A 16957-nucleotide genomic window follows, 5' to 3' on the forward strand; every position below is an offset into this window, starting at 1 on the left:
GCTTATGGTTTTAAAAATATAACCGATACTTGTTATAACGTTATGGTTGAAAAGCCTAATCAGCAGTCTGTTATACGCATGGCGGCCAGAGCAAAATTGAAAAACAAAAGAAACCTGTGTGAAGGGTATTTGTTTTTTGATCTAGTCCATCCTACTTTGCCGGCTCACCAAATTATGGCAGAGCGCGCCAAAGGCTTTTTGGATGCGGCCGGAGTTCAATTTACTGATTAACTGTTCTACATTCTATACTTATATACCCAAGGCTTTGCTGTTTTGCATTAAGCAAAGCCGTGGATCCTATCTCTCCTGCTATAATAGTTAATCTTTGAGTAGGCTTAGGGAATTGGCCTCACCAATTTTGGTCTCGGCAGGAATTTTGCTTCATTTAAAGCTCAATTCACCAATGGAGTAGTTATGCAATTACTTCTAGGGTTCTGCTTGTTATTATTTGTAAATTTTTCTGGCGCTAAAGCAGCCGATTTAGAAATTCAAGTTAAAGGGCAAAAAATAATGTTGCCTTACTGGCCTGCCACAGGCAAACAATTGCAAGGTGGCATAGTGATGGTGCAGGGCGAATTAGCTAACGAAGGTTTCTTATTACTTAATAATCTCGCGCCCCAATTTGCTCAACTTGGGTGGTCAGTGCTTTTAATCAATCCTGCTGGGCAGCAAGGTTCTATATCTTGGATTGAGCAACTTCCCGAGGCTTTATCCGCTTTGCGGCAGAAAGTGAATAACCGCTTGGTGCTATTGCATTATGGCGACCAGTTACAAATAGTAGTTGATTATTTCAGCAAGCTACAGTCAAAACAAGTTAATGGCCTGATCTTGCTTTCTGCTTTTGATCAATCTGAAAAAAAGACTTGCCGGAATTATTGCAAAAAATAACGTTCCCTGTGGTTGATCTTACAGGCCAATTTGATTACCAGTTGGTTTTGGAGCAAGCGGCTACTCGCCATGATTCGATGCAGAATAAATCTTATATCGCCACTCAAATCCCCGGTGCAGACCATAATTATTATTATACACAGCAATTATTAGTGGCTTATTTGCATGGATGGATGAAGAAATTGCGATTCGCGTCACCGGCACGACCACCTATTATTCTCGATAATCGATTACTTAATGCGTCAAGGCGGTAGAAAATCTTTTACCATCCTTTGCTGGTACATATTTGTTCATATGCTTTGCGTATTTTTTGCGTTTTATCATTAGCAATTTTTATCATTTCTTCGGGTAGGCCTTGGGCAATCAATTTATCCGGATGATTGCGGCTAATTAATCGCCGATAAGCACTTTTTACTTCTTGTTTACTGGCTGTGTGGCTGATTTCCAAAATTGCATAGGCCTGTATGAGGGTATTCTGTGGTGGTGCCTGATAACGATAGTTATTTTGACGTGAAGAAGAGTGTTGATTGGATGATTGTCTGGAGCTCTGATAGCCAAAATCTTCGTAAAAACGATATTGTTGATTCAATGGAGCGAATCCCAATTTCCTGAATATAACGTCGAGAGCCTGCAATTTCATATTGGATACACCATCTGTTTGTGCAAAACGATATTGAATATCCATGAATAATTTTAATAGTTCTGGGTTATCTCGGCATGCATCCTCTAAAAGGGTCAAGATGTGGCTTAAATTAAAATTCGCTGCTTTGCCTTCATTAAAGAAATGCTTAGCGAGTGTTTTTGTTCATGATTCAAGTGCATTTCGTCCATAAGTGTTTTAGCCATTTGAATTTCTTGCTCGGAAACACGTCCATCCGCTTTGGCAAGATGCCCCAGGACTGAAAAAGTTGCTTCAAAGAAAATTTTTTGGACTGCCTGGCGTTTTTCTGAATGATAATACCAATGAGGACGGGTATAGTGGCTAACGATGCCGCGATCAAAAAAATTACCAATGAGAATCCCAAAGAGTGCTCCGGCTGAGCCTCCAATCAAGTAGCCAAAAAAAGCACCGAGTAGTTTTCCCCACCATTGGTGATTAGTAAAAAATTGCCGGAAATTCATTTCGCTCTGGTTTCCATTAGTACAAAATAGTTATTTGGTATTTAAGTGTAATTATACGCCTTGTATTATTAAAAAAGCCTGAAATCAAACAATCAATTTTCAATATCTAAGTAGTGGGCTTGTTTTAGGTGTTTCCAATACCGTCTTTTCGGGAAGATTTTTTGACAATTATGGTTAAAAAAAGTATATTTCGACTGAAATTTAGCACGCAATGCCCATTAATCGCTATCGGGAGAAAAAATGAAATCTATCGTTCTAACCAAATTTGGGGATGTAGATGTTTTTGCGGAGGCTGTTTTGCCAAAGCCTGAGGTTAAACCAGGCCATGTATTAATTAAGGTGGCTGCTACCAGTGTCAATCCGCTGGATTATAAAATGCGCAAAGGTTATTTTCCTGATTTGGTAAAATCTTTTCCGATGGTTTTGCATGGTGATGTTGCTGGTGTCATTGAAGAAGTAGGCGAGGGCGTTGCTAATTTTTCTGTGGGCGATGAAGTGTATGGTTGTGTTGGCGGCCTTCTTGATATGGGAGGCGGTTTAGCTGAATATGTACTTGCCGATGCCGATTTAATTGCGCTGAAACCTAAAACACTTTCCTTGATTGAAGCGGCTGCCTTGCCTTTGGTTTCTCTAACTGCGTGGGAAGGCTTAGTCACCTATGCTAATGTGCAAAAAGGACAAACGGTCCTCATCCATGGTGGTACAGGTGGTGTCGGTCATGTCTCGATACAGTTGGCTAAATGGCTGGGAGCGACAGTGTTCGCGACTGGTTCATCGGCTAAAAAATTAGAGCTTGCCAAACAATTGGGGGCTGATTTTGCTATCGATTATAAAAAGACAACGATCGAGTCTTATGTTGCTGAATACACTAACGGTGCAGGTTTTGAGATTGTTTTTGATACGGTAGGCGGAGACAATTTCAGTGAATGTTTCCAGGCAGCTGCTCTTTTTGGTCAAGTGATTTCAATTCTTGCTGCTGGTAATTATGATTTAGCTCCTGCGTTTTTCAAAGGCTTATCCATTCATCTGGTATTACAGCCTTTACCTCTCATCACTGGTGTTAAGCGTTCTCACTATGGAGAAATCTTAACTAAAATAGCGACGCTAGTCGATGAAGGTGCAATTCGACCTTTAATCGATGAGAAAAATTTAGCATTAATCAAGTTGGGGCTGCCCATACTCATCTTGAAAATGGAAACGCTCTAGGAAAAATTGTGCTTACTAATTTTGCTTGATTAAATATAGTGCCTTATCTTTGTCCCTGTTATAACTGCGTACGCATCCAAGGTGCGTAGTTATTTTAAAATGTATTTTGATAATGATGTCGTGTACTTTTTCTTAAATTGCTAACCCAAAAGAGTAAAATAAATATATACTTTCCTTTTTTAGGTGGTATATCAGATTATTGATGTCATTTTCTACGTCATTCCGAACAAAGTGAGGAATGTCCTGAGCATTAGGCGAGCTCTCACTGTATTCGAGATGATGTGGAGGATATGCATCAACCAATCTGATACGCCGCCCTTTTTTAAATAAGGTAGTTTATGCGACACGTTTATTCATTCTTAATGTATTTGCTGACACCCTATATGTTATTGCGACTATGGTGGAAAGGACGCCAATTACCAGCTTATCGACATCGGATTTTAGAGCGTTTTGTTTTAAACGACAGAAAGGATATCCAGGTTGATATCTGGGTTCATGCTGTTTCTTTAGGTGAGGTGATTGCAGCTACACCCTTGATTGATGCCTTGCTTGCGAAGCAATGGACGATTTTAGTGACGACAATGACACCTACTGGTGCAGAACGAGTGCGGGCGCGCTTTGGTGAAAAAGTTATTCACCAGTATATGCCCTATGATTTACCTGGCGTAACCAAGCGATTTTTTAAAAGAACGAAGGCTCGCGTAGGCCTCATTGTTGAAACAGAGTTATGGCCTAATATCATTCATTATGCCTATAAAGCACAGATGGATCTTTTTCTGGTTAATGCTCGCCTATCCGAGCGTTCTTATCAGGGATATCGTAAGGTTAAATTTTTATTCAAACCGGTGCTAAATCAATTTAATGCTATTTTGACACAAAGTGAGGATGATGCTAAACGTTTTAGGGCCCTAGGTGCGGCTGAGTCCAAAGTGATTGTTTTAGGCAATATGAAATTTGATTTGCAGACACAAAATATTAACACAGAGCTTTTTTAGAGTTAAAAGCCAGTTGGGGAGCTGAGCGTGTTGTAGTCATGGTTGCAAGTTCACATGAAGATGAAGAAGAGCTGGTATTATCACGTTTAAAAAAATTGCAAGCTGGGATTGATAACATGATCCTGTTAATCGCTCCTCGTCATCCAGAACGCTTCCAGAAAGTATATCAATTAAGTGTCCAACTTGGTTTTAATACAGGTCTGCGTAGTCAGAAAGAAACACTAAGTAAAGAGAACGAAGTGGTCATTCTAGATTCTTTGGGCGAGTTATTAGGTTTTTATCAGATCAGTGATTATGCGTTTGTTGGTGGTAGTTTGGTGCCAGTAGGCGGGCATAATGTATTAGAACCTATTGCTATGAAAGTCCCAGTTCTTAGTGGAACACAGGTTCATAACTTTAAAACTATCTGTCGTGATTTGCAGGCTGCACAGGCTATCGAGTTGGTGGAGAATGCAGATGTTTTGATCGAGCGAATTATTGCCTTGCATCAGGATGAAAACAGAAAAAGAAATCTGGTGGTCAATGCCACGACGGTTCTCGAAGCTAACAAAGGAGCTGTGGCACGCTATGTAGCCAAGGCTCAGTCAATTCTCAATGCTTAAGGCTGCGTAAAGAACTGGAGACGTAGAAATAAGTAAGCATTTAACAAGCAGAGCTTGCGCTCTGCTTGTTAAGTCTAACCGCCTTGGTTTTGTCGTTCTTTAATTTCAGATAAGGTCTTACAATCTATGCACAAAGTTGCAGTAGGACGTGCTTCTAAGCGCCGTAAACCAATCTCGATACCACAAGCTTCACAATAACCAAAATCTTCATCGCGAAGTCTCTCGAGAGCATCTTCGATTTTCTTAATTAATTTACGCTCTCGGTCACGAGTTCTGAGCTCAAGACTGAATTCTTCTTCCTGACTAGCTCGATCAGAGGGATCAGGGAAGTTGGCAGCCTCATCTTTCATATGAGTTACTGTTCTATCAACTTCTTCCATCAGCGATTGACGCCAAGCAAGCAATATTTTTTCAATATGTGCTAATTGCTTGTCATTCATATATTCTTCGCCTTCAGTTTCCTGATAAGGAGCTATTCCCATACTGCTAACGGCGTCATTTTTCACGTTTCGTACACTCTCGTTGGTTGAATCGGTTAATTGCTCTGGCATCTATGCCTCCTTGTTGCATCCTGTTCAACAAGCCACTATGGCATGCGATTGAAAAGCGCTAGGTATACCAAAAATCATTCTAGTCATCAACTAATAATTCGCTTGCCGCCACTTACTCGGTCATTACCTTGCCAATCTTGCCAGCATTGAACCTGTACATATCCATATTCATTAAGCATAGACATTACCGCAAATTTTTGATCAAAGCCATGCTCTAGTAATAATAGCCCGCCAGGCTTAAGCCTAGCAATACTATGTTTAATAATGTGTTTTATAGCAGTCAATCCATCTTCACCACTGACCAACGCCAAACTTGGTTCGAAGCGTACATCACCTTCAGCAAGGTGGGGGTCATTGGCTGCAATATAAGGAGGATTTGTTACAATAGCATCAAAAATGTTGTTGCGCTGCTATCTTATCAAACCAATCAGAATGGCAAAAACAGACATTTGTTAACCCCAGACGCGCCGCGTTTTCTTCAGCAGTTTGCAAGGCACCCTGGCTAAAATCACAGGCAGTAATTTGCCAGCCAGGATGCTCTGAGGCGAAAGCGAGGGCAATAGCACCACTGCCTGTCCCTAAATCGAGAATTTCTGCCTGTGGTTTATTAGCTAACTGAGTTAGAGTCAGTTCAACAAGAAGTTCTGTCTCTGGACGAGGTATTAGCGTATCCTCGCATACTTTTAGCGGCAAGGACCAGAATTCACGTGTGCCGGTCAAATAAGCGACAGGAACACCTTGCGAGCGTTGGTCAATGAGGCGTTGATAGGTCTGCCACTGAGCTTGAGTTAAGTTTGCATCAGGGTAGGTATAAAGATAGGTGCGTGTTTTGAGCAAAACGTAGGCAAGAAGAATTTCTGCATCCAGACGAGCACTGTCGCTCTGTGTTTCAAGCTTAATTGTTGCTTGTGACAGAGCGCTTTTAATGTCAATCATGATGACCTAATTCAGCAAGTAATTCAGCGTGGTATTCACGCTGTAATGCTTCAATTACAGGATACAAATCACCTGCAATGATATCAGTGAGTTGGTAAAGTGTCAGATTAATGCGGTGATCGGTTAAGCGTCCCTGAGGAAAATTATAGGTGCGAATCCGTTCAGAACGATCGCCTGTTCCTACGAGCGATTTACGTGTTTGTGCCTGTTGTTGGCGTTGCTTGCTTTGCTCAGCATCGAGTAAGCGTGTTTTTAACAAGGCCATCGCTTTTGCGCGGTTTTTATGTTGAGAGCGCTCATCTTGACATTCAACCACTACCCCTGTTGGGAGATGGGTTATACGAATAGCGGAATCAGTTTTGTTGACGTGCTGTCCGCCCGCTCCTGACGAGCGATAGGTATCAATACGCAATTCATCATTGTTAATTTGAATGTCATCGATTTCTTCAACTTCCGGTAAAATAGCCACTGTACAGGCAGAAGTATGAACGCGTCCCTGTGATTCTGTTTCTGGTACGCGTTGTACACGATGCGCGCCGGATTCAAATTTCAATTGCGAGTAAACGGCGTTGCCACTAACACGTGCGATGACTTCTTTATAGCCACCATGCTCTCCCTGACTGGCGCTGACTACTTCAACTTGCCAGCCTTGTGTTTCAGCATAACGACTGTACATACGAAATAAATCACCGGCAAAAATGGCTGCTTCATCTCCACCGGTACCAGCACGCACTTCAAGATAAATATTTCGTTCATCATCCGGATCTTTAGGAATCAGATGCCATTGCAATTGCTCTTCCAGATCATTGATTTTTTCTTTGGCGCTAGCCATCTCATCTGCTGCCATTGCTGCGAGCTCGGCATCCTCTCCATCAAGTAATTCTTGCAATGAAACGACATTATTACGAGCCTGGATATAAGCATCATAACAGGTGGCAACAGGTTCTAGCTGAGCATATTCTTTTGATAAATTTTTAAATTGATTTTGATCGGCTATTACTGAGGCTTCTGAAAGTAAACGGCTAATTTCCTGGAAGCGCTCGAGCATTTGCTCTAATTTTAATTCAAGAGATTTCTTCATAAGGAGACTGTACTAAAGGATTAAATAAATAGCGCGCCAAATCAAAGAGTTCTTCACGCCCGTCTAAAGCCACTTGGCGGAGGCCTACAGTGGGATGATGGACTAATTTATTAACAAGCCGCTCGCAAAACTCGTGCAATACACTATCTTGACAATAACCTGCTGATAATTTGTTCTGAGCCCTTTGTAATTCTTGTTGTGCTAATGTTTGCATATGGTTACGGTAATCACAGATGACATCTTTGGCACGTAATGAACGGTGCCAGCGAATATAATTATCCAATTCACAATCAATGAGTTGTTCGGCCTGCAGGGCTGCAGAGCGCCGCTCGTCCATGCCTTTGGTAATCATCGATTGCAAATCATCGATGTTATACAGATGAACAGCTTCCAGCTCACCCACGTCTGCTTCGATGTCACGGGGTACTGCTAAATCAAGAAAGAACATTGGATTGTGTGCCCGCTTGTTTAAGGCATGTTCAACCAGACTCTTATTAATAAAGGGCAGCGGGCAAGCGGTTGCAGAAATAACCACATCAGCCTGGGAAAGGTATTGGGGGATATCACCAATAGTTAATGCCTCACCGCCGAAATCGCTCGCAAGTTGTTGAGCATGTTCACGGGTACGGCTCGCAATTAAAAAGCGCTTAACACCTTGTTTATGCAAGTATTTGGCAACAAGCGTTGCTGTTTCGCCGGAGCCAATTATAAAGACTTGCAAGTCTTTTTGATTGGGAAATAACTGACTAATTAATTGCACTCCAGCATAGGCAATAGAAACAGGGTTTTTACCAATTCCACTACGATTTCTAATTCGCTTACTTGCACTGAATATGTATTGAAAGACAGAGCGTAAATTTGTTTTCACTGTTCCTAACTGACATGCATGTTGATAAGCCTGTTTCATTTGGCCAAGAATCTGTGGCTCGCCAAGCATCATTGAATCCAAACCACTGGCAACCCGCAAAGTATGACGAATACCCTGGTGGCCATGGTGAATATAAAGATAGGGTGACAATAATTCTGGTGCCAATTCATGTTGATAGGCAAGCCAAGGTACTATATTTTCTGGTTCCTCTGTGTCGCAATAAATTTCTGTGCGATTGCAAGTAGACAACATTGCAGCTTCGTTGACTGCGGGTAAACGAACCAGTTCGTGCAGTAGTTTATCTTGCATAGCAAGAGGCAGAGCGACTCTTTCACGCACGGCTAGTGGGGCAGTTTCATGATTTAGTCCACAGGCGACAAACACCATAGATTTAATTTAAAGGCAGCAGAATATCAGGGAATTGTAAACTATTGCCCGATAAATTTGTAGACTTTGGAGCTATATAATAGTCCCTAATCATAGTCCAAATCCAAAGTAGGTTGAGGTTTCTGTCTCTGGTACTTCTTTTTTGGGTGATTCTGTTTTCACTTTGTAGTTACTTGTAGTTAAAGCGACTGCTTCCGTAAGGCGGTTAACTGCTTGTTCTGCTTGCTTGTAGAGAACCGTAGTAACCCAATATAATGGTAGGTCTGCCACGTGAGCAAGGTCACTCTGAAGCTCGCTCATGTTACTTAAACCAATCTCAGCCAATGCAGTCTCAACGGATTTACCCTGATAGGCATTGTTTATCATGGCTTCTGAATGAGGTATTAGTTTTTCGGCTATAATCAGTTGAAACAAAGCCTCTTTATATAAGAACGCATTTCGCTCCTGGTTGGCTAGTGTATAAGTGGTGATAGCAAGCAAAAAATAACCAGGTGTCCAATATAATTCCGCAGCTCTCGAAGCGTAGTAGAGAGCGTCTTTCATGGATTTTCGAGCAAGGGCTTGTTTACATAAGCCACTAAGCGCAGGAAAATAGCCAAGATAGGCAGCCAGTTGTAGGTACGCTGGTGCATAACTTCTATGTATATCGCGTTCGGCTTTAAGATGTTTTTTGTATTGCCCATAGACACAGAGACCTTTTAATAATTCAAAGGTATGTAGAGTTGATTGTGGTTTATACTCATGAATTGGTTTGGTTGTTTTAGGAATCTGTCCATTTTTTGATGGGTTAAGTCCACAAAGACGCCATAGTTCATTCCAGAAGTCATCCAAACTAGGATGCTTACAGAGGGTGTTGAGTCGCGGGTTACCAAGGGCAGCGCTAACCAAAAGAGCCAAGTCGATTTGTTCAATTTTTTCAATCTCGCTGGCTAAGGTTATTTCTTCTTGAGTTGAGAGACTTCTTTGCTCCAGAACTGTACTTAATTCGAGCAAAGGCTTTAAGCAAGCTTTTTCATCTGGCGTTAGCTCTAAAAATTGTTGTAAAGTCTGGTAGGGCATTAAACTGACTCAAGGTCAAGTGAATAGTGGGCACATTATACCCTAAACCAGTAAAATAGCACCAGATCAATCAAAAATTATCAATTATACACAGCGATCTCAGTGGGATTAACTCTATTTTCATCCACTGTATCCACTTTTTTAGGTTCCTTATCGCTTTCTATAGTGATAATAGGTAATTGAATATTCTCGTCTTCCTCATCTCTAAGAGCCTCAACAAGCGTATTGAACTCACCCTTACCTCTAGTGGGCGGAAGACTAGGAGTGCTTCTATTAAAGAATCTATCAGAGCTGTCCGAAATCTTGATTTTAGCCTGTGGTTTTTCAACTAGTACAGTCCCACTCATTTCATCTTTTTCTCTGACAGAAACGCTAATTTCTTCTGGTACTATAGATGTTGGCACAGAGACTAATTGCGACAGTTCTACTCTCATGCTTGGTTCTACTATTTCCTCAATATAGAAAGGAACGTAAGCTTTTTTCAATGCTTTCAACACGGGTGCAGGAACTTCTTTTGCTAGAACATCAATATCTTCAAGCCCAGTAGGTAACTGACTGCGGATTTCAAGAATTTTATCCACGAGTTTCAAACAAGCTTCCGCAGTTATTGTAGTTTTCATCGTTTCTCTAATGATTTCATAGAGTTCACTACGGCTTGCACGATTAATATCGGGAAGATCATAGCGGTGAGAGGATTTATCTGTTGAAATAAATTTTGTTGGATAGAGTGAACGCAGTAGCTCTACCATTTTTTCTATCATAATGGAACTACGGAAAATACCGACGTTTGCTCTGCTTTCTCGCGGTAGAGTTTGTGCGTGCTTTAGTCCAACATCAATAAATGAACGGCTGTCATCCAGACCTGTGCCAATGACGCCAGCAGCCCCCCAACACATAATAGTGCCATCGCTTGAATGGGTACCAAGAGGAAGGATTTCAGTTTCGGTTAAATCACTCAATTCTCTTTCCAACTGGCATGGTACAAAACCTTTTAGAGAGCGAGTTAGCGGATGTGATTCTTGCCCAATGGCAACGACTAGTTGATCACAAGTGAGCGTTGTGACTACAGGAAGTATCACTGACTTACGCTGTTTTACAGGTTTACCGAAGGTGAGCTTTACACGATCTGTCTTATCAAGTTCTACCGTGATTAAATCACCAAGTGCCATTTTTGCAAGTGGATTTTTATCCAAATCAACAAACTGCCTGTTGAACATATTATTGGTATCAAAATTTCCACCATCACGGGCTACCCAGACAAAGGATGTAACCTCGGGTTGGCATCCATTGAGTATATCAAGAATCATAGCCGCATTTCTGGCTCCGCCACCATAAAAACAACATTACCTTTTAAACGGGCATCACCGTTATCTTGACCATAAATTATCTTGCCAGTACTTAATAATTGTTTTGACTGAACAGAATCAATTTGGGTTGTTGTTAATTTTCTTGTAGGACCAGGGCCAGTACAAAGATCGATATGCGCTGTATAGAGGTAAAATTGAATATCAAGGATTTTTACCGAAATACGATGAGGGAACCCATCTTCTTCCCAGGCTATACTACCGTTGTAAGTTGCTTTCGTTTCTATAGCGATCGCTGTTGCATTTAAAATAGTCATACCAAGATCACGTTGGGTACAAACCGTTGCATGATAAAAATCATTGGCCATCGTGTATTGATAGGGATTGCGTTTGGTAACTTCATCGCGAGAAAAATCTTCTGAACGAGAGCTATATATCTGCGGGGTTTGTACTTTTGCTGGTTGCCCCATCAGGGTATGACCGTCTTTACGCCATTGATCCCAACTTAGTGGATCATTAAGGACAATCACTGTAGGCGTACCATTTTTATTCTTTTTCTCACGTAGTTCGCTGGGTAATTCACCGTAAAGCATAGTGCCAGCAACACCTGCGCCAATCACAATACGTTCATAAGTTATAGGGGTTGGTTGAGTAAGCATCACTTTCTCTAAAGCAAGCGATTTGAGCTCTTGTTGTGTACGTGCTTCCCGTCCGAGAGTTATGTTGGTATGTACTCTTAATTGCTCAAACTGTTTTACAGAAGGACTATGACCTATTTTTAATTTAAATCGTGCAAGTGCTTCTTTTTCTAGCTCGACTAACTTCAGTAATTCATCTAACTCGCTTACTCTTTTTCAATTTCAATTAATCTTTTCGCAACGTTTTTACTCAACATTTTTACAACTCTCTAATAAATTCGGTGATTTTTTAGACCATTTCTTCAACTATCCTTATTGTTATGTGAAAAATTATCTGGATATTTTTGCATATCTTTGAAAAATAAATACAACGCTGATAATTAATACGCGCTGTATATTACTAATTAAGTCTTAACGAAATATTATGAAAATATTAACGAAATATTATGTGTAGAATTTATTGAAAAATGAGATGAATATATTTGTATGTTTTACTCAAGTACTTTGCGCTTTCGCCGCTAACAGAGGTAGGTGGATTTTGCACAGGAAGATTATCCTGATAGGAGTATATAGATGGATATTATTTTTCAAGGCAAACATAATAGTGAAGAAGCTGCTGAAAGCTTATTAAGTGTATTGCGCTTGTTTAAAGAGCGTTACCATATCAGTCAGTTTCGCGAAATGCATTTAACAGTAACGTTAGTCGATGATCAAGGGGATGATGTGGAGTTAGTGGATAGCGAAACTTCGCAGGCCTATCGAACTTTTGAAGTATATAGAAAAGGACATGAATTAACTGGACGGCGTGGTCAACCCATGTTGCAATTAGTAGTCGATAACACACGTTAACTGGGGGGTTTGATGATTCTGGCTTTATTTGCCATTGCACTAACTCTGGTTTTGGTTGTGGGTATTCATGAAGCTGGCCATGCAATTGTGGCAAAATGGTTTGCGGTAAGAATTCAACGAATTTCCATTGGTTTTGGTAAACCACTATTAAGCTGGCGAGGAAAATCAGGTTGTGAATGGGTTTGGTCTATCTGGCCGCTGGGGGGCTATGTGCAATTACTGAATTCGCGCATTCAGCCTGTTCCAAAAAAAGATTTCAACGATTGCTTTGATAAAAAACCGGTATGGGTACGTTGTATTATTTTACTAGCTGGTGCTGGTGCAAATCTGCTAACAGCCTGGCTCATGCTAACTATCATGTTCACTTTAGGTTATCAACAAAATGCTCCGGTTATTCAAAAAATAGTTCCAGAAAGTATAGCGGCTAAGGCAGGTTTTAAAGCGGGCGATCAGATCACCTCAATAGCGGCTAAAAAAACACCTTCCTGGCAAGACGTAGGTATGCGCCTTATCATGGTTCTTGGTAAAGCTGAGGTCATGGTAGATGTTCTTGATGACGAAAAAAATCGCGGTCCCTCACGCTTAATTTACAAGGATGGACATACAAACGTGGAGCAGGAACGTTATTAACGACCCTTGGAATTGAACCCGCTCCATTAAAGCAACATCGCTATCAAGTAAAAGGACAACCTCTTTTAAGCTCGATTTGGCAGTCTATTGAAAAAACTGGGCAGTTATTGATTTTCTTTTTAGTCATATTAAAGCAGTTGCTTACAGGGATGATCCCTTTTGCGGTACTGTTGGGGCCGATCGGTTTATTGGCTGCATCAGCAGGTTCTTTTATGCAGGGACTTGCAGTTTTTTTGTATTTCATTGCTAGTTTGAGTCTTGCTGTTGGTCTGGTCAATTTATTTCCTATTCCAGGACTTGATGGTGGTTCAATCATTTATGCGCTTGTGGAAAAAATTCGTGGAAAGCCAGTGCCCATTGCTTGGGAATTACTTCTTCATCGTTTAGCAATGATTATTTTTTGTCTTGTTAATACAACTTGTTTTGAATGATCTACAACGTTATTTGACCAGTTAAGTGCAGGGACTGTTTACATCTCTACTATCTAGGCGCTTATAACTTGATTTTCTGCGTTTCGCTGCTCACATACTCACATGGATGCATCCACTGTGATGCTCAAAAATCAAGTCACAAGCACTCAAGTTAGCGAAATGTACACAGTCCCTTATCAACTACTTGTGCGGGCACAGCACCAAACATCAACACGCACGATTCCTCGCTGTTTGAAACGCTTTGCTAGTTCATTCACAGTACTGCCGGTCGTTAATAGATCATCAATGAGTGTTATATGGTTATAGTTATTTATTTTAACTTGAAAGGCCTGGCGTAAATTTTTACGACGCTGTTCGCTACTTAGATTAGCTTGAGGGATGGTATGAATAATTTTTTGCAAAGATTGAGTTCGCAAGGAATTTTGAGTTGTTTTGCCAATAATTTAGCGAGTTCAGCTGCTTGATTAAAACCTCTTTGTTGTAATCGCTTGGGATGGAGCGGGACAGGAACTAAACATTGTGTTGAGAGTGTTTTCTCTGGCACGGCATCCATCATAAGTTTAGCTAAAAAAGTACGGAGATAGAATGCATCGCGATATTTGAATTCGTGCACTAAAGTTCGTAGTGGTTCCTCGAAATAATAACGAGTAATCGTATGATCAAAAGCGGGCTTTTTTTAGAGCAATCACCGCATATTAGGAATTTGGCATCTGATAAGGGAAGGGCGCAGTAATAACAGGCATAATCAATTCGCTTAAACAAATCATTACAGTGTTGGCAAACAGCAAGTGGGTCGCGATGATATTGCTGGCAAAGAACGCAGACCGAGGGCAAACGCAGTAACTGTGTTATACTGGTAATTTTTTGGCGCACGAGCGTTGGATTCCTGTATAAACTCTTTCCATTGTCCATGATGAATCTGAAAATAGAAATTTGCAATACCTTTAATAGGCATGCTTTTGAGTATGAGCAGGCAGCAAAAGTACAACATGAAATTGGTGAGCGCTTATTTGAGCGTTTACACTATTTAAAGATTAATCCGCGTTATGTACTTGATTTAGGTTGTGGTACGGGAATTTTTTCTGTGTTGCTTAAAAACAATATCCACAAGCACAGGTTATTGGCTTGGATTTAGCCTATGAGATGTTAACCTTGGCCAACAAAAACAAGGATGGAGGCGCAAATGGCATTTAGTCAATGCGGATATGACAGCACTACCTTTTCCCAGTGGTCTCTTTGATTTAGTCTTTGCTAATCAAGTGATTCATTGGGCACACCCTTTATCGGCTGTTTTTAGAGAATTAAATCGAGTCATGAATATCCAGGGTTGCTTGATGTTTTCAACGTTAGGCCCTGATACCTTTAAAGAATTAAAGCAAGCTTGGTTTAAAGCGGATAACTATGCCCATACCAATGATTTTATGGATATGCACGATATAGGGGATTGCTTGCTGACTGAGCGTTTTCTTGACCCCGTTGTGGATATGGAATTATTAAAAGTACACTATACCGATTTAAAACAATTAGTACGTAGTTTGAAAGCGCAAGGGGTACGCAATATTAATCAGGCGCGTAATGCAGGGTTAACGGGGAAAAATGCCTGGCAACAATTTGAAACCGATTATAAAGCGCTGTGTACTATTAATGGTAAATATCCACTCAGTTATGAAGTAGTTTATGGACATGCTTGGAAGGGAGAACAACGACGAACGGGCGAAGGTACTGAAACATTCATACCTGTTACGCAAATTCGGCGTTTAGGCAAATAAGCAGGGGCAGTTGCTCCTAATAACGGGTTCTAAGTTATGAAAAAATCTATTGTTTAATAGTATTGTTGTTTGTTTCCTTTATGGCTTGTACTGGTTTTGCAAATAAAAACATAGCGGCTGGGAAAATAAGCAAGAATATCGATGACACGTTAAAAAAATTTGGTGAGAATATAAATATCGGTATTCTTGTTCAAGATGCAAAAACTGGGAAGGTACTTTATAAGAGAAACGCTGATCGTTATTTTATGCCTGCCAGTAATGAAAAATTATTTACTGCTTTCGCAGCATTAGAGTCTTTCAGCGCTGATTTTAGTTATCAAACACGTCTTTTGGTCGATAAAACTAAATTAAAACGGCGTTTTGCAAGATAATATGTATATCCAGTTTTCTGGAGATCCTAGGTTGACAAGTGAACAGCTCGAGCAATTGCTTGGCTCTCTTGTTCAAGCCAAGATAAAACGAATTAAGGGTGCTGTCATCATTGATGATACAGCGTTTGATAATGTTGCTATGAGTCCTGGCACAACTTGGGACGATAAGGATTTCTGTTGGGGGGCTCCGGTTAGTGCTTTGAATATTAATCAGAATTGTGTGAGTGCGACGCTTGTGCCTGCAGCCAGGCCAGGCGAGCCAGCAAAGCTTGAACTACCGGTTTATCCTCAACCCATCCGTTTTATTAATCGAGTGACTACTCAGGCACCAGCAACGAAAGATTGTGTTATCAAAGTCAAACCCGAAGCGGATAAAACTTATACGATTAGTGGCTGTATTAAAACAAATGCAGAGCCGCAAAATGTAGCTATGGCAATTAGTGAGCCGCGTGCTAATGCTCGCTCACTAGTGACTTATTTATTAAAGAAAAATCATATCAAGATTAGTAAAAAGATAGCGTTTGGAAAAATTCCTTCCTCAGTTGAAGTTTTTGCAAAGCAAGACTCAGTACCATTTAAAACTTTGGTTACAACCATGTTAAAAGAGTCTGATAATGGTATTGCTGAGTCATTATTTAAAACGATAGGTGCTTCCTATGCACAGGAGCCTGGAAGCTTTACCAATGGTAACGAAGCTGTTCGTGCCATTCTCGCTAAATCGCTGTCTCTCGACTTGCCTAAAACAACGCTTATTGATGGTTCAGGTGTATCGCGTTATACGTTTATAACGCCGCAACAAATTGTTACATTGTTGCAGAAGGTTTTTTCATCCGATTATGCTGCTTATTTTATCTCTTCGCTACCGGTGTCAGGAGTTGATGGAACGCTGAAAGATAGAATGAAAGAACCTTTAACACAGGGAAAAGTACATGCAAAAACAGGTTCAATGACTGCTGTTTATTCTTTATCGGGCTACCTTGAAACCAAGACGAAAAGAACCCTTATTTTTTCAATTATGATTAATGGTTTTGTTGATTCTCCAGAAAAATATAAAGCGTTGGAGGATAAGCTTTGTGCTGTATTGATAAAGTCTGGTTGATGATTTTATTGCTACAGTTTTTTACAAGTCTTGCACAATTAAGCAAAGCGCTATAATTTAAATCATCTCGGTTTATTTAAGGGACGAGTTGACAATTCGTTAGCTCGTATAACTTCGTATAATGTATGCTATACGAAGTTATTACGAGTCATATTAAAGCAGTTGCTTACA

18 protein-coding genes and 4 pseudogenes are annotated in these 16957 nt (G+C 40.6%); 11 read left to right on the plus strand and 11 right to left on the minus strand.

The window, feature by feature from the left end; genetic code table 11:
- The 3 genes and pseudogenes from BN58_RS27095 to BN58_RS29185 form a co-directional block, all read left to right on the plus strand.
- A pseudogene (locus tag BN58_RS27095) lies at nucleotides 1-231 on the plus strand (GDSL family lysophospholipase PlaA); the annotation flags it as partial.
- 183 nt (nucleotides 232-414) lie between these two features.
- On the plus strand, nucleotides 415-888 hold the full coding sequence (locus BN58_RS27100) for a hypothetical protein (RefSeq protein WP_051131957.1): 474 nt from the start codon (nucleotides 415-417) through the stop codon (nucleotides 886-888).
- Complete coding sequence (locus tag BN58_RS29185) at nucleotides 876-1142, plus strand: hypothetical protein (protein WP_051131958.1); 267 nt, start codon at nucleotides 876-878, stop codon at nucleotides 1140-1142. Before BN58_RS27100 ends, BN58_RS29185 begins: the two co-directional genes overlap by 13 nt.
- Before the next feature lie 8 nt (nucleotides 1143-1150).
- Here the strand turns inward: BN58_RS29185 and djlA are convergent.
- Nucleotides 1151-2010, minus strand: a pseudogene (gene djlA / locus BN58_RS27105) (co-chaperone DjlA).
- 240 nt (nucleotides 2011-2250) lie between these two features.
- Here djlA and BN58_RS27110 point away from each other — a divergent pair.
- On the plus strand, nucleotides 2251-3216 hold the full coding sequence (locus BN58_RS27110) for a zinc-dependent alcohol dehydrogenase family protein (protein ID WP_232220775.1): 966 nt from the start codon (nucleotides 2251-2253) through the stop codon (nucleotides 3214-3216).
- 338 nt (nucleotides 3217-3554) lie between these two features.
- Nucleotides 3555-4813 (plus strand): annotated as a pseudogene (gene waaA / locus BN58_RS27115) (lipid IV(A) 3-deoxy-D-manno-octulosonic acid transferase).
- Nucleotides 4814-4887: 74 nt separating this feature from the next.
- Here waaA and dksA read toward each other — a convergent pair.
- From dksA to BN58_RS18490, 8 genes are all read right to left on the minus strand, one after another.
- Nucleotides 4888-5364, minus strand: a complete 477-nt coding sequence (dksA, locus tag BN58_RS18460; RefSeq protein WP_019218097.1) for an RNA polymerase-binding protein DksA — start codon at nucleotides 5362-5364, stop codon at nucleotides 4888-4890.
- A gap of 86 nt (nucleotides 5365-5450) precedes the next feature.
- On the minus strand, nucleotides 5451-5675 hold the full coding sequence (locus BN58_RS36570) for a hypothetical protein (RefSeq protein WP_269570452.1): 225 nt from the start codon (nucleotides 5673-5675) through the stop codon (nucleotides 5451-5453).
- 79 nt (nucleotides 5676-5754) lie between these two features.
- Nucleotides 5755-6300 (minus strand): N5-glutamine methyltransferase family protein, encoded by a 546-nt coding sequence (locus tag BN58_RS36575; RefSeq protein WP_269570453.1) that lies wholly within the window; start codon nucleotides 6298-6300, stop codon nucleotides 5755-5757.
- Nucleotides 6293-7381 carry a peptide chain release factor 1 gene (gene prfA / locus BN58_RS18470; protein WP_019218098.1) on the minus strand — a complete coding sequence of 363 codons (1089 nt, stop codon included), beginning with the start codon at nucleotides 7379-7381 and terminating at the stop codon, nucleotides 6293-6295. The genes BN58_RS36575 and prfA overlap by 8 nt, the downstream gene beginning before the upstream one ends.
- A complete protein-coding gene (gene hemA / locus BN58_RS18475; RefSeq protein ID WP_019218099.1) occupies nucleotides 7365-8636 on the minus strand; it encodes a glutamyl-tRNA reductase in 1272 nt (423 codons plus the stop codon). Before hemA ends, prfA begins: the two co-directional genes overlap by 17 nt.
- Before the next feature lie 90 nt (nucleotides 8637-8726).
- Nucleotides 8727-9695 (minus strand): DUF5630 domain-containing protein, encoded by a 969-nt coding sequence (locus BN58_RS18480; RefSeq protein ID WP_019218100.1) that lies wholly within the window; start codon nucleotides 9693-9695, stop codon nucleotides 8727-8729.
- Nucleotides 9696-9775: 80 nt separating this feature from the next.
- Nucleotides 9776-11002 carry a hypothetical protein gene (locus BN58_RS18485; RefSeq protein WP_019218101.1) on the minus strand — a complete coding sequence of 409 codons (1227 nt, stop codon included), beginning with the start codon at nucleotides 11000-11002 and terminating at the stop codon, nucleotides 9776-9778.
- The gene (locus tag BN58_RS18490; protein ID WP_019218102.1) at nucleotides 10999-11658 is read right to left on the minus strand and encodes a hypothetical protein; all 660 of its coding nucleotides are present in this window, start codon (nucleotides 11656-11658) and stop codon (nucleotides 10999-11001) included. The genes BN58_RS18485 and BN58_RS18490 overlap by 4 nt, the downstream gene beginning before the upstream one ends.
- 552 nt (nucleotides 11659-12210) lie before the next feature.
- On the opposite strand from BN58_RS18490, the gene BN58_RS18495 reads away from it, so the two are divergent.
- The 3 genes from BN58_RS18495 to BN58_RS37245 all read left to right on the plus strand — a co-directional run bounded on the left by BN58_RS18495 (nucleotide 12211) and on the right by BN58_RS37245 (nucleotide 13547).
- Nucleotides 12211-12486, plus strand: a complete 276-nt coding sequence (locus tag BN58_RS18495; protein ID WP_019218103.1) for a hypothetical protein — start codon at nucleotides 12211-12213, stop codon at nucleotides 12484-12486.
- Between the two features lie 12 nt (nucleotides 12487-12498).
- On the plus strand, nucleotides 12499-13116 hold the full coding sequence (locus BN58_RS37240) for a site-2 protease family protein (RefSeq protein ID WP_332248018.1): 618 nt from the start codon (nucleotides 12499-12501) through the stop codon (nucleotides 13114-13116).
- Nucleotides 13117-13223: 107 nt separating this feature from the next.
- Complete coding sequence (locus tag BN58_RS37245; RefSeq protein WP_332248019.1) at nucleotides 13224-13547, plus strand: site-2 protease family protein; 324 nt, start codon at nucleotides 13224-13226, stop codon at nucleotides 13545-13547.
- 176 nt (nucleotides 13548-13723) lie between these two features.
- Here the strand turns inward: BN58_RS37245 and BN58_RS37250 are convergent, their stop codons facing one another.
- On the minus strand, nucleotides 13724-13963 hold the full coding sequence (locus BN58_RS37250) for a ComF family protein (RefSeq protein WP_332248020.1): 240 nt from the start codon (nucleotides 13961-13963) through the stop codon (nucleotides 13724-13726).
- Nucleotides 13964-14159: 196 nt separating this feature from the next.
- Nucleotides 14160-14459: a double zinc ribbon domain-containing protein gene (locus BN58_RS37255; RefSeq protein WP_332248021.1), complete on the minus strand. Its 300-nt coding sequence runs from the start codon at nucleotides 14457-14459 to the stop codon at nucleotides 14160-14162.
- A gap of 1 nt (nucleotide 14460) precedes the next feature.
- On the opposite strand from BN58_RS37255, the pseudogene bioC reads away from it, so the two are divergent.
- The 3 genes and pseudogenes from bioC to dacB all read left to right on the plus strand — a co-directional run bounded on the left by bioC (nucleotide 14461) and on the right by dacB (nucleotide 16786).
- Nucleotides 14461-15316: pseudogene (gene bioC, locus BN58_RS27135) on the plus strand (malonyl-ACP O-methyltransferase BioC).
- A 62-nt stretch (nucleotides 15317-15378) separates the two neighbouring features.
- Nucleotides 15379-15687, plus strand: a complete 309-nt coding sequence (locus BN58_RS36580) for a D-alanyl-D-alanine carboxypeptidase (RefSeq protein ID WP_019218104.1) — start codon at nucleotides 15379-15381, stop codon at nucleotides 15685-15687.
- Between the two features lie 31 nt (nucleotides 15688-15718).
- Nucleotides 15719-16786 carry a D-alanyl-D-alanine carboxypeptidase/D-alanyl-D-alanine endopeptidase gene (gene dacB, locus BN58_RS18520; protein WP_019218105.1) on the plus strand — a complete coding sequence of 356 codons (1068 nt, stop codon included), beginning with the start codon at nucleotides 15719-15721 and terminating at the stop codon, nucleotides 16784-16786.
- Nucleotides 16787-16957 lie beyond the last annotated feature (171 nt).

It is taken from the genome of Legionella tunisiensis (assembly GCF_000308315.1).
Classification (GTDB): Bacteria; Pseudomonadota; Gammaproteobacteria; order Legionellales; family Legionellaceae; genus Tatlockia; species Tatlockia tunisiensis.

Bases quoted from the DNA above. Each gene is read 5' to 3' on its own strand.
- BN58_RS27100 (WP_051131957.1), top strand. From the start codon at position 415: ATGCAATTACTTCTAGGGTTCTGCTTGTTATTATTTGTAAATTTTTCT.
- BN58_RS27110 (WP_232220775.1), top strand. From the start codon at position 2,251: ATGAAATCTATCGTTCTAACCAAATTTGGGGATGTAGATGTTTTTGCG.
- dksA (WP_019218097.1), bottom strand. From the start codon at position 5,364: ATGCCAGAGCAATTAACCGATTCAACCAACGAGAGTGTACGAAACGTG.
- BN58_RS36575 (WP_269570453.1), bottom strand. From the start codon at position 6,300: ATGATTGACATTAAAAGCGCTCTGTCACAAGCAACAATTAAGCTTGAA.
- prfA (WP_019218098.1), bottom strand. From the start codon at position 7,381: ATGAAGAAATCTCTTGAATTAAAATTAGAGCAAATGCTCGAGCGCTTC.
- hemA (WP_019218099.1), bottom strand. From the start codon at position 8,636: ATGGTGTTTGTCGCCTGTGGACTAAATCATGAAACTGCCCCACTAGCC.
- BN58_RS18480 (WP_019218100.1), bottom strand. From the start codon at position 9,695: ATGCCCTACCAGACTTTACAACAATTTTTAGAGCTAACGCCAGATGAA.
- BN58_RS18485 (WP_019218101.1), bottom strand. From the start codon at position 11,002: ATGATTCTTGATATACTCAATGGATGCCAACCCGAGGTTACATCCTTT.
- BN58_RS18490 (WP_019218102.1), bottom strand. From the start codon at position 11,658: ATGCTTACTCAACCAACCCCTATAACTTATGAACGTATTGTGATTGGC.
- BN58_RS18495 (WP_019218103.1), top strand. From the start codon at position 12,211: ATGGATATTATTTTTCAAGGCAAACATAATAGTGAAGAAGCTGCTGAA.
- BN58_RS37240 (WP_332248018.1), top strand. From the start codon at position 12,499: ATGATTCTGGCTTTATTTGCCATTGCACTAACTCTGGTTTTGGTTGTG.
- BN58_RS37255 (WP_332248021.1), bottom strand. From the start codon at position 14,459: ATGGACAATGGAAAGAGTTTATACAGGAATCCAACGCTCGTGCGCCAA.